Raw genomic sequence first — 14,121 nt, 5'->3', positions numbered from 1 at the left:
CTGGACCCTGACTCCGGCCACACCATGAAGCACGGAGGGTGGCCCCGCCACCGGCGGGACCACCCACACAGCAAGATTTTCAGTGATCTTCTAGGCGCCCTCGCGCAGTGCGTCCAGCTGGTCGAGGAACCACTGCCGCGGCGGCAGCGCGGTCGCCGCCGCCGCCAGGCGCTTGGAGCGCTCGGCCCGTTCGTCGGCGGGCATGGACAGCGCCTCGTGCAGGGCCGCGGCCGTGCCGCTGACGTCGAACGGGTTGACGGTGATCGCCTCGTCGCCGAGCTCCTCGTGGGCGCCGGCCTCCCGCGACAGCACCAGGGCGCAGCCGAGGTCGGTGACGACGGGGATCTCCTTGGCGACCAGGTTCATGCCGTCCCTGATGGGGTTCACCAGCGCCACGTCGGCCATCCGGTACGCGGCCAGCGACCGGGCGAAGTCGTCCTTGACGTGCACGATGACCGGCGTCCAGCTGTCCGTGCCGTACTGGGCGTTGATCTCGTCGGCCAGCCGGGAGACCTCGGCCGTGTAGTCGCGGTAGACCGCGAGATCCTGGCGTGAGGGATAGGCGAGCGCGATGTGCACGACCCGCTCGCGCCACTCGGGGTGCTGCCCCAGCAGCTCCCGGTAGGCCAGCAGCCCCCGGACGATGTTCTTGGACAGTTCGGTGCGGTCGACGCGCACGATCGTCTTGCGGCCTTCCCCGGCCTGCTCGCGCAGGGCGGCCATGCGCTCGTCGACGTCCGGCCGGTTGGCGCGCTCGCGCAGGAAGTCGGCGTCGGCGCCGAGCCCGTGCACCCCGAGCCGGGTCCGCCGGCGGCCGTGGCCGGGCATCCGGTACTCGAAGGCCGGCTCCTGGTCCTTGGGCCACCGGGACGCTCCGTCGTACTGGGACAGCACGGAGGCGGCACAGCTCTGGAACGAGCGCATCCAGCGCTTGGTCAGGAACCCCAGCCGGTCCGCGCCCAGCATCCCCAGCAGCAGCTCCTCCGCGATGTCGGACGGCAGCATCGCGAAGTACTCGGGCGGCGCCCACGGGGTGTGCGAGAAATGCCCGATCCGCAGGTCGGGGCGGAGGTCACGGACCATGCCGGGTACCAGCGCCAGGTGGTAGTCCTGCACCAGGACCACCGCGTCGTCGGCGGCCTCCTCGGCGATCGCTTCGGCGAACGCCAGGTTGCACAGCCGGTACGCGCTCCACTGCCGCCGGAAGTCCCGGTCGAAGGCCGGCTCCAGCGGCGTCTGGTACAGCATGTGGTGGACGAACCACAGTACCGAGTTCGCGATGCCGTTGTACGCGTCGGCGTGGACGGCCGCGTCGATGTCGAGCATCCGTACGCCGGGCTCTCCCACCCCGCGCCGTACCGCCTCCCGGTCGCCCTCGCTCAGCGCCGAACACACCCACAGCGATTGCGCGTCGGAGCCGACGGCCGACAGGCCGGAGACGAGGCCTCCACCGCCACGGCGGGCGTCGAGCCCTCCGTCCTCGGTCAGTGTGTACGAGACAGGGCCGCGGTTGGACGCGACGAGGATCTGTGCTGCGTCGGAGACCATGTGCCGAAACCTAGCCCGTACCGCCGGGCCTCAAACGTGTGGTTTCGGGCGGGCTGCGGGCCGGGCTGCGCTCGGTCCGGGCCCGGTGCGGGGGCGGGCGTCCCGTGGCTGCGCGTACCCGCCGCGGGTGGCCGGCGTCCGGTGCCCGCACACCCCCTTCGCGGGCCGGGCCCGGGCACAGGTCAGTGGTCGCGGCGCCGGCCGCGGGTGGCCGCCACCGCGACGATGCCCGCCGCGGTGAGGCTCAGGGCGACGCCGCCGAGCAGCCACAGCTGTTCCGCCGTACCACCGGTGCGAGCCATCTCCACCTGCTGTTCGCGGGGCGTGTCCTGCTCCGCCGGGGTCGCCGACGCCGGGATCGCGGCGGCCGGCAGTGCCGTCGCCGGGGCGGCCGGGCCGAGCGCCGCGGCGGCGGTGACCGCCAGCGTGCCGATGAGCCGGGTCAGCCGCTCACGGTCTCCGGAGGGCGCGGCCCTGCGGTGCCTGCCGCGCGCCGGTACAAGAAATCCGATGAGTCCCATACATCGGAAATGTAGGCAAAATGATTGGCGGTTCCTGGTTATGCCGCGCGACGCGCCGCGTACTCACCGATCTCGAGCATCGGCGGACGCTCCTCGGTGTCCACCCGGTAGGTCCGCGGCGCGAAGCCGTCGTCGACCCGCTCGAACTGGGTGATCGACGGGCGCACCAAGTGGGGGCGGGACAGCCGTAGTTGGGCGGTGCGGTAGATCGTCGCAGCCATCCTGCCGAGCGCCTGCCCGTCCTGGTGGCGGTGCTTGCGGGTGCCGACGTCGACCTGCGCGAGGGCGTCCAGGCCGACCAGGTTCAGCGAGTCGACCAGCAGGCCGAGCTCCACGCCGTAACCGACGGGGAAGCGCAGCTGCTCCAGCAGCGAGCGCCGTGCCGCGTACTCGCCGCCCAGCGGCTGGACGAAGCCGGCGAGCTGCGGCCAGTGCAGATTGAGCAGCGGGCGGGCCACCAGCTCGGTCACCCGGCCGCCCTGGGCCGGTGTCCCGTCGGGGCCGGGCGCGGCACCCCCGCCCAGCGGGCGGTCGTACATCGCCTTGACGAACTGCACCTCGGGCTCGGTCAGCAGCGGACCGAGGATGCCGGAGACGAAGTCGGAGGAGAAGTCGCGCAGATCCGCGTCGACGAAGCAGACGATGTCACCGCTGGTCACCAGGAGTGACCGCCACAGTACCTCTCCCTTGCCGGCCACGGCGGGCAGTCGCGGCAGTATCGAGTCCCGGTGCACCACTCGCGCCCCGGCTGCGGCGGCCACCTCGGAGGTGCGGTCGCTCGAGGCCGAGTCGATCACCACCAGATCATCGACGAGCGGGACGGCCTCCATCAGCTCCCGGCGGATGATCGCGACGATGTCCCCGACCGTCTCTTCCTCGTTCAGCGCGGGAAGCACGACACTGACCGTCGACCCCTGCCCGACCTTGGCGGACATCAGCCGGTCGAGCGAGCGATCGGATGCGGACCAGGAGCGCCGGCTCAACCAGCGCGCCACCTCATCGAGCACGTCGCGTCTCCCTTGGCAGCAGGTCGTGTGATCCATCTCGCGGGTCGGACGACTATCTCAACCGTCCGGGGCTTCGGTTACAGTCTTGAGCAACGCGAACGACCCCCGCATCTCGGGGGTCCGAGCACACAAATGCCCGGACCGCACGTCCGGTGCCATACCGCTCATCCAGAGGGGCAGAGGGAACGGCCCGTTGAAGCCCCGGCAACCCTCCCGCCGACCGCGAGGTCACGGTGGGGAAGGTGCCAATTCCGTCTTGTGGCGAAGTGCGTCACGAGGAAGATGAGGAGAAAGGGCCTCGACATCATGGCTGCGCAGACTGTCGCCAGCACCCCCGCCACCACGCCGGTGGATCTCGGACCCGCCGCCGCACTCTCGTGCCGCGAATGCGGACAGCGCTTCGAACTCGGCCCCATCTTCGCCTGCGCCGAGTGTTTCGGGCCGCTCGAAGTCGCCTACGACCTGCCGAGCGGCGACGTCGAGAAGCTCCGCGCCCAGATCGAGGCGGGCCCCGCCAACATCTGGCGCTACGCCCCCCTGCTGCCCGTCCCCGCCGACGTGGCCGACAAGCCGAACCTGAACCCGGGCTGGACCAAGCTCGTCAAGGCCGACAACCTCGCCCGCGAACTGGGCGTCACCGGCGGACTGTTCATCAAGGACGACTCCGGCAACCCGACGCACTCCTTCAAGGACCGCGTCGTCGCCCAGGCCATCGAGGCCGCTCGCGCCTTCGGCTTCACCACCCTGTCCTGCTCATCCACCGGCAATCTCGCCGGTGCGGTCGGCGCCGCCGCCGCGCGGGCCGGCTTCCGCTCCTGCGTGTTCATCCCGCACGACCTCGAGCAGGGCAAGGTCGTCATGGCCGCGGTGTACGGCGGCGAGCTCGTCGGCATCGAGGGCAACTACGACGACGTGAACCGCTTCTGCTCGGAGCTCATCGGCGACCCGCTGGGCGAGGGCTGGGGCTTCGTCAACGTCAATCTGCGCCCGTACTACGCGGAGGGCTCCAAGACCCTCGCGTACGAGATCTGCGAGCAGCTCGGGTGGCGGCTGCCCGACCAGCTCGTCGTCCCGATCGCGTCCGGCTCCCAGCTGACGAAGATCGACAAGGGCCTGCAGGAGCTCATCAGGCTCGGACTCGTCGAGGACAAGCCGTACAAGATCTTCGGCGCCCAGGCCGAGGGCTGCTCGCCGGTGTCCACGGCCTTCAAGGCCGGGCACGACGTCGTACGCCCGCAGAAGCCGAACACCATCGCCAAGTCGCTCGCCATCGGCAACCCGGCCGACGGACCGTACGTGCTGGACATCGCGCGCCGCACGGGCGGCGCGGTCGAGGACGTCGACGACGAGCAGGTCGTCGACGCGATCAAGCTGCTGGCCCGCACCGAGGGCATTTTCGCCGAGACGGCGGGTGGCGTGACCGTGGGTGTGACGAAGAAGCTGATCGAGGCGGGCGTGCTCGACCCGGCGCTCACCACCGTCGTCCTCAACACCGGTGACGGCCTCAAGACCCTCGACGCGGTCGCGGAGACCTCGCAGGCGACCGCCGTCATCCGCCCGAGCCTGGACGCGTTCCGCGACGCGGGCCTGGCCGCCCACTGAATCCGCAACCCGCCGTACTCCGCCGAGAGGTGACGAACATGAGCGTCAACGTCCGCATCCCCACCATTCTCCGTACGTACACGGGCGGCCAGGCCGAGGTCCCGGCGGAGGGCGCGACCCTCGCCGAGGTCATCGCGGACCTGGAGAAGAACCACACCGGCATCGCTGCCCGCGTGCTGGACGACCAGGGCAAGCTGCGCCGCTTCGTCAACGTCTACGTGAACGACGACGACGTCCGTTTCGAGCAGGGTCTGGAGACGGCCACGCCGGACGGCGCGGGCGTGTCGATCATTCCGGCGGTCGCCGGCGGCTGATGAAGGCGGCTGACGAAAACGTGGTCGGACGACCGAGTCAACCCCAGAGATTTACCCGCAGTTACTGAAATTGCCCCCTCCGCGAGAGAAGCGGAGGGGGCAATTCTGCATGGTTGAGCGCGATAGGGTCTGGGAAGCCCCCTCCGCCGGCCGCTCGAGAATGCCTTCAAGTTCCGCAAGAATGCAGCCAAAGTGTGCGATCGAATTGCCTCTTAGGCGTCGTTTGCCGGGCCCGACTTGCCCCTGAATTACATGAATTCACATGAATCAGCCGATCGGTCCTGCCCAGATTTCTCGTCCGATTGACCTGTTGCAGAGGGCAGTTGGGCGGATACATTCAGCCGCGGTCGACGCGTTCCGGCGCACACCCCTCCTGCTGGGGTGGAGGTCTGACCCAGGTCCGCGAAGTGCGGTCCTGCGCAAGGGCCAGTAATAGGGGAGTTAGGCATGGCTCAGGGCACCGTCAAGTGGTTCAACGCGGAGAAGGGGTACGGCTTCATCGCGGTCGACGGTGGTGCGGATGTTTTCGTCCACTACAGTGCGATCCAGATGGACGGGTACCGCACCCTTGAAGAGGGTCAGCGGGTCGAATTCGAGATCTCGCAGGGCCAGAAGGGTCCGCAGGCGGACATGGTCAAGCTCGCCGTCTGATCTGTTCCAGGCGCGATCGGCCACCGACGCACTCACGCACGAGGGGCCCGCATCCCGGTCAACGGGAGGCGGGCCCCTCGTCCGTGTGCGCGCAACGCCCGGGCGCGTCCGCATCCTCGAGGTCGCTTGCACTCTCGGGGGTCGAGTGCTAATCATTGGCGTTAGCACTCTCCCAGTGAGAGTGACAGAACTTGGATCGGGTCGGTGAGGTCCGCACGCCTGGTGGGGCAAGGAACCACAGGGCAGGCAGGCCGTCCGTCGCGGGCGCCGAATGCGATCCGAAGCAATCCACCCCAGTCCGGGAGGACCACTTCACATGGCCAAGATCATCGCGTTCGACGAGGAGGCACGGCGCGGTCTCGAGCGCGGGATGAACCAGCTCGCCGACGCCGTCAAGGTCACCCTTGGCCCCAAGGGCCGGAACGTCGTCCTCGAGAAGAAGTGGGGCGCCCCCACGATCACCAACGATGGTGTTTCCATCGCCAAGGAGATCGAGCTCGAGGACCCGTACGAGAAGATCGGCGCCGAGCTGGTCAAGGAAGTCGCCAAGAAGACGGACGACGTCGCCGGTGACGGTACGACCACCGCGACCGTCCTCGCCCAGGCGCTCGTCCGCGAGGGCCTGCGCAACGTGGCCGCCGGCGCCAACCCGATGGCCCTGAAGCGCGGCATCGAGAAGGCCGTCGAGGCCGTCTCCGGTGCCCTGCTCGAGCAGGCCAAGGACGTGGAGACCAAGGAGCAGATCGCCTCCACCGCCTCCATCTCCGCCGCCGACACCCAGATCGGCGAGCTCATCGCCGAGGCCATGGACAAGGTCGGCAAGGAAGGCGTCATCACCGTCGAGGAGTCCCAGACCTTCGGTCTGGAGCTGGAGCTCACCGAGGGTATGCGCTTCGACAAGGGCTACATCTCGGCGTACTTCGCCACCGACATGGAGCGTATGGAGGCGTCCCTGGACGACCCGTACATCCTGATCGTCAACTCCAAGGTCGGCAACGTGAAGGACCTCCTTCCGCTGCTGGAGAAGGTCATGCAGTCCGGCAAGCCGCTGCTGATCATCGCCGAGGACGTCGAGGGCGAGGCCCTGTCCACGCTCGTCGTGAACAAGATCCGCGGCACCTTCAAGTCCGTCGCCGTCAAGGCCCCGGGCTTCGGCGACCGCCGCAAGGCCATGCTCAACGACATCGCCATCCTCACGGGCGGCACGGTCATCTCCGAGGAGGTCGGCCTCAAGCTCGAGAACGCCGGCGTGGACCTGCTGGGCCGCGCCCGCAAGGTCGTCATCACCAAGGACGAGACCACGATCGTCGACGGTGCCGGTGACAGCGAGCAGGTCGCCGGTCGCGTCAACCAGATCCGCGCCGAGATCGAGAACAGCGACTCGGACTACGACCGCGAGAAGCTCCAGGAGCGCCTCGCGAAGCTGGCCGGCGGCGTGGCCGTCATCAAGGCCGGCGCCGCGACCGAGGTCGAACTCAAGGAGCGCAAGCACCGCATCGAGGACGCCGTTCGCAACGCGAAGGCGGCCGTCGAGGAGGGCATCGTCGCCGGTGGTGGCGTGGCCCTGCTCCAGGCCTCCTCGGTCTTCGAGAAGCTCGATCTCTCGGGTGACGAGGCGACCGGCGCCAACGCCGTGAAGCTCGCGCTCGAGGCCCCGCTCAAGCAGATCGCCGTCAACGGTGGTCTCGAGGGTGGCGTCATCGTCGAGAAGGTGCGCAACCTGCCCGTCGGCCACGGCCTCAACGCCGCGACCGGCGAGTACGTCGACATGATCGCCGAAGGCATCATCGACCCCGCGAAGGTGACCCGCTCTGCCCTGCAGAACGCGGCCTCCATCGCGGCGCTGTTCCTCACCACCGAGGCCGTCATCGCCGACAAGCCGGAGAAGGCCGCCGCGCCTGCCGGTGGCGGCATGCCGGGCGGTGACATGGACTTCTGATCGACCGACAGGTTGATCAACCGTCCTTGACCGAGGGCGGCACCCCACTCCCAGGGGGTGCCGCCCTCGGGCGTCGCTCCGTGCGCTTCGTGCGGGAGAAACCGGCACATAATGTGAGATGCCGCACGGCCGAGATGTCTTTTCAGGGGGGCGGGGCCCTGGTTAGCTTCCGAAAGCTTTGAACGGAAGAAGTGCTTCCGCGGCCGAGGCCCTCAGCAGTACGCGACCCGTACGCAGCGGCCCGAGCCGAGCCCCGACTCACAAAGACCCGGGACGCACCACATCATGAGCACGCTCAACACCTGGATCGTCGACATCAACGATGTCTTCTGGACCTACCTGCTGATCCCGCTGGTGGCCGTGGCCGGCCTCTGGTTCACCTTCCGCTCCAGGGCGGTCCAGCTGCGGATGCTCCCGGACATGTTCCGGGTCTTCAAGGACAAGTCGGGGGACGGCGTCTCCCCCTTCGGCGCGTTCACCATCTCGGCCGCCGCCCGGATCGGCACCGGCAACATCGCCGGTGTGGCCACCGCCATCACCATGGGCGGACCCGGCGCGGTCTTCTGGATGTGGATGATGGCCCTCATCGGCGGCGCCTCCGCGTTCGTCGAGTCCACCCTCGCCCAGCTGTACAAGGCGCGCGGCAAGGAGCCCGGCACCTACCGCGGCGGCCCGGCGTACTACATGGAGCGCGCTCTCGGAAAGCGCTGGCTCGGTGTGCTGTTCGCCGTGCTCATCACCCTGACCTTCGGATTCGTCCTCACCGCGGTGCAGTCCAACACCATCACGGTGGCCGTCGACGGTTCCATGGGCGGCACGGACTCCGGCTGGTTCGCCCCGGTGCTCGGTATCGTGCTGGCCGTGCTGCTCGCGCTGGCCGTGTTCTTCGGCGTGAAGCGCCTCGCCGCGGTCACCAAGGTGCTCATCCCGGTGATGGCGGGTGTCTATCTGCTGCTCGGCCTCGTGGTCGTCCTCTTCAACATCACCGCGATCCCCGGCATGGTCGCCGACATCGTCGGCGGCGCGTTCGGCTTCCGCGAGGTCGCGGGCGGCGCGGTCGGCACGGCGATCCTTCAGGGCGTTCGCCGCGGCATGTTCTCCAACGAGGCCGGCATGGGCTCGGCCCCCAACGCCGCCGCCTCCGCGGAGACCAGTCACCCGGTCAAGCAGGGCCTGGTGCAGACCCTCGGCGTCTACTTCGACACGCTGGTCGTCTGCAGCATGACCGCGTTCATCATCCTCAGCGCCAACCCGACCCTCGGCGAGCGCGGCGGCGCGGACGTCACCCAGACCGCGCTCAACGTGGCCCTCGGCGACTGGGCGGGGCACATCCTCACGCTGGTGGTCTTCATGGTCGCCTTCAGCTCCATGATCGGTAACTACTACTACGGCGAGTCCAACATCCGCTTCATCACCGGCAGCTCGTCCGCCATGACCGGCTACCGGGCGGCCGTCCTGGCCTGCGCCGTACTCGGAGCGATGGGTTCGGTGAGCGTCGTGTGGAGCCTCGCGGACATCACGATGGGCGCGATGGTCCTGGTCAACCTGATCGCGATCCTGCCGCTGTCGGTGATCGCCTTCCGGCTGATGGACGACTACACGGCCCAGCGCCGCGCCGGCCTGGACCCCGTCTTCACCCGGGACCGCGTGCCCGGTCTGAAGGGCGTGGAGTGCTGGGAGCCGGCCGGCACGGACGCCGACGGCGAGCAGCAGCTCACCACGGCGCACGGCGGGCGGTGACACGGACCTCTGATCCTTTCAGGATCGGGACCTGTCCGCAGGACCGAGGGCGGTACCCCGTTCACTGGGGTGCCGCCCTCGGGCGTTCCCGAGCTCCGGACCGGGGCGGCTCGGGGCGGACACCGGCACCACACCGTCGTGGACGACTGCCCGGTGGCCGGCGACCGTGCCGTGGCGCCGGCCGACCTGGCCGGCGCCGGGATCGACCCGGCTCATCCGGAGCGCCGTCCCCGCGGACAGCGCTCCGGCGACGGCGCCTACCGCGCCCACGACAACGACTGTGGCGACGCGACCGTCACCCGCTTCCTGCTGACCGGCGAACGCCCGGAGCGCGACCGCTACTGCGCCTCCTGACCGGCCGGCGCGGTCGCCGGACGCCGTGAGCGGCCCAGGGCGGCCGCCACCAGCAGGTACGGCAGGCCCAGCAGGGCGAAGACGGCACCGTGCGAGGCGTGCGGGGACAGGGCCGCGTACGCGCCGTAGGCCAGCAGGGAGGCGATGTTGGTGCCCAGGCCGGTCAGCGAGGTGACGGTGGCCCTGCTCGGGCCGGTGATCGCCGACTGGAGGCGTACGTCGGCCAGCACGTCCGCGAGCTGAAAGACGCCGAACGCGACGCCGAGCAGCGCGAATCCGGCGGGCGTGCCGGACAGTGAGCCCAGGGCGAGCGCGATGGTGGCCACCGCGACCAGCGTGCCGACCGTACGGTCGGTGAGTCGTTCGCCCGGCCCCACCAGCAGCGAGCCGAGCGTCACGCCCACCCACACCACCAGCACGAGCAGGGGGACGGTCCCGGTCGCGACGCCCGTGGAAGCGGCGAGAAGTGGCACGTACTCGTCCAGCACCCCCCAGATCGACGTGATCACGACGGCGAGGGTCATCGTCCGCCGGACGGTTCGACTGCTGCGCACCTCGGTGATGCCGGAGCGCAACGTCGCGATGCAGCCGGGCCGTTCAACCTTCTCACGGTGGACGGCGGCGCGGTGTTCGGGGAGTGTCGCGCCGACCGCCGCGCACAGCAGACAGGTGCCGACGCTGGCGCCCCACACCAGGGTCTGACCGCCGAAGGCGAGCGCGGGCGCAGCGGCTGCGGTGGCGGCGGCCGTCGCCGCCATGCCGACCGCTGCGGCCCCGCCCATGATCTGCCCGTACCGGTCTGCGGCGCCGAGCCGTTCGAGTTCGTCGTGCACGAGGGCTTCCGTCGAGCCGGACCGCAGGGAGCCCCCGACGGCCCAGAGTGTGAAGCCGGTGGCGTAGGTGAGGTACGAGGGCGTCAGTGCCCACAGGGCGAAGCCGACGGCCGTCAGCAACGGACCGGCGACCATCATGACGCGGCGGGACACGACGTCGGCCCATACGCCGGACGGCACTTCCACCACGAGGCCGGCGATGCACCAGATGGCGAAGAGCGAGGAGATCTCGGCAGTGGTCAGGCCGTTCTCGGCGAACAGCAGGGCGTAGAGCGGGTAGAGGAGGACAAAGTCCTCAAGTCCCACGTAGGCGTACAGTTTTCGCCGCAGACTGCGGACGCGGGGGTCGGCCGGGCACGACAAAAGGGCGAGCATGCGTGTGGTCCTTCGGAGGAACGGACGGGGGACGCCGGGTGCTCACCCGTGGCGGCGGCCCGCGACAGCCCGTTCCTGGACCCGCTGCGGTGGATCAATGTCGTCGTCGGCTCATGCGTCCGATTTTACGCTCGGGGGTGGGCCTTGGGCTTCTCGATTTCGTGGGCGACGCAGGCGGCCGCGCAGCCGGGGCGGTGACGGCTGCGGCAGGCCGCGCCCGCTGGGCAGCGAGCAGTGCTGCCCGGGTCCCGGCCCGCTGCTGATCCACCCGCCGCTCGTGGACGCCGTGCCGTGCCTCTGCGGCACTCCCACGCGATGGCGTCTCGACGGTCCTGCCGAGGGGCCGCTGAGCATCGTGAGCCCCGGCCGGGCAGAGTGCGTACAGCCGTCCGGCGGGCCGGGCTTCCGTATGCAGTTGGGCCACTGCGAGGGGCCCCGTGGTTCGTCCTCGAGCCCATCGTCTGACGGTCTGACAGGACCCGGGCGACGGTCGTGCGCGGTGGTCAACCGCCGTCCTCGGCAGGTTGGTTCGACTTTCTGGAATGATCGGCGGACCACTCCGGGAAGGACGCAGGCGTGACATTCGGGGGACAGAATCCGTACCGCCCGGCTGGGCAACCATACGGGGGTGTCCCTCCGCACCCGGGCGTGCCTCCGCAGCCGGGCCCGCCGCCGTATCCGCCGTACTCGCCCTACGGTCCACCCCCGTACCCCGGCCCCGCACCGTATCCGCCGTACGGTCCGCCCCTGTCGTTGTGGCAGCAGCTCCGGCAGGACGAATGGCCGCCGCTGAGCGAGGTGTTGCGGCGCATGCGCCGGATGCCCGGCTGCCTGTGGGTGGTGGGCCTGCTGTGCGTATGGCCCGCGTTGCTGGTGCTGGTGGGCTATCCGACAGCCCGATCCGCCCGTCGGCAGGCGCGGCTGCGGTTTCCCGCGCACAGCATCCGCCGGTTCCACGACCCCGACGTGTGGCGCGTGCAGAAGACGAGGGCATGGGCGGCCCTGGTGGCGTCCTTCCTGATCCTCGCCGCGTACGGCACGGCGGCGGACTGGGAGGAGGTGCAGAACCAGTACCTGTTCCGCCTGGTGATCACCCCGTGGCTGCTGCTGCTCACCGCGCCCGTCGTGCTCGTCGTCCTCTTCCGGCTCGCGCCGCCGGCCGCGCGACCGGGGATGCGCACCCGCCTGCGGCCCGCGGTCCGCTCGGTGCTCTGGTACTTCGGCGCGTTCACGTCGGTGCCGCTGCTTTTCGCGGGCGTGATGCTGCTGAGCCGGACGTATCAGGGCAGCGCCGTCGGCTCGTTCATCACCCTCGCGCTGCTGCTTCCGGTCATGTGGGTGCTGTTCTTCGTCGTGTTCGCGTCGACGACCGCGATCCGCACCGCCTTCAACACGGCCGATGTGCACGCGGCGCTGCCGGCTCTGCTCACCGGGGTCCTGGTGTGGGAGCTGGCGGCCATCAACCTGGCGACGGCCGGGATGCCGCCGGGCCCGCCGCTCGTCCAGTTCCTCGCCGTCCTCGGCGGCCCGGCGTCGGTGACGGCGGTCGCCTGGTGGGAGATCACGCGGCTGCGTACGCGTTACGGGGTGACACTGCGCGGTTGAGAGACCTGACGGGGGTGCCGCCCTGCGTGCGCTAGTCGCGTGTGAACGTGCCGAGCCCCGTCTTGTCGAGGCTTTCCACACGGACCTTCGAGGCCTTGCCGGCCGAGTCGACGGTGAAGGTGACGCCGGTCCGGCCGACCGCGTTCTCGCCCACCGTGGTGAAGCTGAAGGTGTTCCCGTCGTAGTGCGTGAGCGGGAACCGCAGGGGTTTCGGACCCAGTTGGACGGTGAGCCGGCCGTCGGCCGCGGCGGTGACCGTGAGCGGACCGTAGTAGTCGTTGCGGTAGGTCCCCGTGTACGTGTCGTCGGGCTGCGCCTCGGCCGCGTCGGCCGGCGGCCTGGCGTAGTCGGTGGGGGAGCGGGCCTCCTGCTCCTCCTGTTCGTAGACCTCGCCGATCCTGGTCAGCCAGTCGCCCGTCGGCTTGCCGTACTGGGCCGTGTCGTAGAAGTTGAAAGCGATGGCGTCCGCGAGGCCCACCGGCTCCCCGTTGGTGAGGACGACGATGCCCAGCTGTTCGCTCGGCAGCATGCTGACGTTGGTGTTGGCGCCGAGGGCGAACGCGCCGGAGTGGCTGAGCCGGAGCCTGCCCTGGTCGTCGTAGCCCACGTTCCACCCGAGGCCGTAGAAGCCGGCGCGGCCCGAGGGGGTGGCGGGGGGCTGGGAGACGATCTCGGGGAGGTGGGTGCGGGTGAGCGGGGCCGTGGGGATGATCTGGTCGTCGCCGAGTTTGCCGCCCGCCAGTTGCAGCCGCATCCAGCGGGTCATGTCGCGGGCCGTCGAGCTGACCCCGCCGGCGGGGGCCTGGGCGTCGGCGTCGCGTACGTACTTCGGCTCCCAGGCACCGTCCGCCTTGACGTGTGTGACCGCCTTGTTGCCCGACTTCTCGTAGTCGGCGAAGCGGGAGCTCGTTGCGTTCATGCCGGCCGGTGAGTAGAGCGTGTCCTCTGCCAGCTTCTCCCAGGTGGTGCCCTTGGCGTTGGCCACGGCCTCGGAGGCGGCCGTGACGCCGAAGTTGGTGTACGCGTACGAGGCACGGAAGGGGGCGAGGGGCTCGTAGCGCAAGTGCGAGAGCACGTAGTCCCGGTCGTAACCGAGGTCCTCGAGCAGATCACCCGCGTGGTCGGGCAGCCCGCTGCGGTGCGAGAACAGGTCGGCGACGGTGACGTGTTCGGTCACCCACCGGTCCCCCAGCGCGAAGCCGGGGAGGTGTCCGGCCACGGGATCGTCCCAGGCGATCGCCTTGTCGCCGACCGCTCCGGCGACGACGGTCGAGGCCAGCGGCTTCGACAGCGACGCGAGCTGGAACACGGTGTCCGGCGTGACGGCGCCGGGCTTGCCGGTCTCCCGTTCGCCGAAGCCCTTGATGTGGACGACCCGGTCCTTGTGGACGACCGCCACGGCGACGCCCGGCACGCCGGTCCGCTTCATGCCGTCGCGGACGATGCCGTCGAGCCGGGCGACCGCGTCGTTCACCTGCACGTCGGTCAGCTGGGGCGGTGGTGGTGGGGGCCCTGCCGCGTCGGCGGCCGTGACACAGGTCGCCGCCAGCAGGGAAGCCAGGGCCGCTGCGGTGAGCGCCCGGCTCCTGCGGTGTCCCGACCTCCGTTCGACACCCATGCGCTCCATTCAAC

General features: G+C 70.0%; 12 protein-coding genes and 1 riboswitch. Of the genes, 7 read left to right on the top strand and 5 right to left on the bottom strand.

The features are described from left to right. Positions 1-90: 90 nt before the first annotated feature. The 3 genes from ACZ4SA_RS04735 to ACZ4SA_RS04725 form a co-directional block, all read right to left on the bottom strand. Positions 91-1,548, bottom strand: a complete 1,458-nt coding sequence (locus ACZ4SA_RS04735; protein ID WP_468269806.1) for an alpha,alpha-trehalose-phosphate synthase (UDP-forming) — start codon at positions 1,546-1,548, stop codon at positions 91-93. A 182-nt stretch (positions 1,549-1,730) separates the two neighbouring features. Then, on the bottom strand, positions 1,731-2,069 hold the full coding sequence (locus tag ACZ4SA_RS04730; protein WP_468269804.1) for a hypothetical protein: 339 nt from the start codon (positions 2,067-2,069) through the stop codon (positions 1,731-1,733). A 38-nt stretch (positions 2,070-2,107) separates the two neighbouring features. Further along, the gene (locus ACZ4SA_RS04725; protein WP_468269802.1) at positions 2,108-3,076 is read right to left on the bottom strand and encodes a glucosyl-3-phosphoglycerate synthase; all 969 of its coding nucleotides are present in this window, start codon (positions 3,074-3,076) and stop codon (positions 2,108-2,110) included. A 161-nt stretch (positions 3,077-3,237) separates the two neighbouring features. Then, positions 3,238-3,365, top strand: a riboswitch (SAM riboswitch). A 17-nt stretch (positions 3,366-3,382) separates the two neighbouring features. On the opposite strand from ACZ4SA_RS04725, the gene thrC reads away from it, so the two are divergent. The 6 genes from thrC (at position 3,383) to ACZ4SA_RS04695 (ending at position 9,676) form a co-directional block, all read left to right on the top strand. Then, complete coding sequence (thrC, locus tag ACZ4SA_RS04720; protein WP_468269800.1) at positions 3,383-4,678, top strand: threonine synthase; 1,296 nt, start codon at positions 3,383-3,385, stop codon at positions 4,676-4,678. Positions 4,679-4,716: 38 nt separating this feature from the next. Beyond that, the gene (locus ACZ4SA_RS04715) at positions 4,717-4,992 is read left to right on the top strand and encodes a MoaD/ThiS family protein (protein ID WP_018847107.1); all 276 of its coding nucleotides are present in this window, start codon (positions 4,717-4,719) and stop codon (positions 4,990-4,992) included. 447 nt (positions 4,993-5,439) lie between these two features. Next, on the top strand, positions 5,440-5,643 hold the full coding sequence (locus ACZ4SA_RS04710; protein ID WP_005315736.1) for a cold-shock protein: 204 nt from the start codon (positions 5,440-5,442) through the stop codon (positions 5,641-5,643). 316 nt (positions 5,644-5,959) lie between these two features. Then, complete coding sequence (groL, locus tag ACZ4SA_RS04705; protein ID WP_468269797.1) at positions 5,960-7,582, top strand: chaperonin GroEL; 1,623 nt, start codon at positions 5,960-5,962, stop codon at positions 7,580-7,582. A 285-nt stretch (positions 7,583-7,867) separates the two neighbouring features. Further along, positions 7,868-9,322, top strand: a complete 1,455-nt coding sequence (locus ACZ4SA_RS04700) for an alanine/glycine:cation symporter family protein (protein ID WP_468269795.1) — start codon at positions 7,868-7,870, stop codon at positions 9,320-9,322. Between the two features lie 138 nt (positions 9,323-9,460). Next, positions 9,461-9,676 carry an alpha/beta hydrolase gene (locus tag ACZ4SA_RS04695; protein WP_468269793.1) on the top strand — a complete coding sequence of 72 codons (216 nt, stop codon included), beginning with the start codon at positions 9,461-9,463 and terminating at the stop codon, positions 9,674-9,676. On the opposite strand, the gene ACZ4SA_RS04690 is transcribed toward ACZ4SA_RS04695, so the two are convergent. After that, positions 9,661-10,884: an MFS transporter gene (locus tag ACZ4SA_RS04690; protein ID WP_468269791.1), complete on the bottom strand. Its 1,224-nt coding sequence runs from the start codon at positions 10,882-10,884 to the stop codon at positions 9,661-9,663. The genes ACZ4SA_RS04695 and ACZ4SA_RS04690 overlap by 16 nt on opposite strands. A 753-nt stretch (positions 10,885-11,637) precedes the next feature. Between ACZ4SA_RS04690 and ACZ4SA_RS04685 the strand changes: the two genes are divergently transcribed. After that, a complete protein-coding gene (locus ACZ4SA_RS04685) occupies positions 11,638-12,489 on the top strand; it encodes a hypothetical protein (RefSeq protein ID WP_468269790.1) in 852 nt (283 codons plus the stop codon). Positions 12,490-12,520: 31 nt separating this feature from the next. On the opposite strand, the gene ACZ4SA_RS04680 is transcribed toward ACZ4SA_RS04685, so the two are convergent. Then, positions 12,521-14,116 carry a serine hydrolase gene (locus tag ACZ4SA_RS04680; protein ID WP_468269788.1) on the bottom strand — a complete coding sequence of 532 codons (1,596 nt, stop codon included), beginning with the start codon at positions 14,114-14,116 and terminating at the stop codon, positions 12,521-12,523. Between the last annotated feature and the right edge of the window lie 5 nt (positions 14,117-14,121).

The sequence above is a fragment of the Streptomyces sp. NPDC027962 genome, from assembly GCF_055566095.1.
The sequence above is the reverse complement of the archived record's forward strand: the minus strand, read 5'-3'. Positions and strand labels throughout refer to the sequence as shown.

Coding starts and splice junctions, on each gene's coding strand:
- ACZ4SA_RS04735 (WP_468269806.1), bottom strand. CDS start 1,548: ATGGTCTCCGACGCAGCACAGATCCTCGTCGCGTCCAACCGCGGCCCT.
- ACZ4SA_RS04730 (WP_468269804.1), bottom strand. CDS start 2,069: ATGGGACTCATCGGATTTCTTGTACCGGCGCGCGGCAGGCACCGCAGG.
- thrC (WP_468269800.1), top strand. CDS start 3,383: ATGGCTGCGCAGACTGTCGCCAGCACCCCCGCCACCACGCCGGTGGAT.
- ACZ4SA_RS04715 (WP_018847107.1), top strand. CDS start 4,717: ATGAGCGTCAACGTCCGCATCCCCACCATTCTCCGTACGTACACGGGC.
- ACZ4SA_RS04710 (WP_005315736.1), top strand. CDS start 5,440: ATGGCTCAGGGCACCGTCAAGTGGTTCAACGCGGAGAAGGGGTACGGC.
- groL (WP_468269797.1), top strand. CDS start 5,960: ATGGCCAAGATCATCGCGTTCGACGAGGAGGCACGGCGCGGTCTCGAG.
- ACZ4SA_RS04700 (WP_468269795.1), top strand. CDS start 7,868: ATGAGCACGCTCAACACCTGGATCGTCGACATCAACGATGTCTTCTGG.
- ACZ4SA_RS04690 (WP_468269791.1), bottom strand. CDS start 10,884: ATGCTCGCCCTTTTGTCGTGCCCGGCCGACCCCCGCGTCCGCAGTCTG.
- ACZ4SA_RS04680 (WP_468269788.1), bottom strand. CDS start 14,116: ATGGAGCGCATGGGTGTCGAACGGAGGTCGGGACACCGCAGGAGCCGG.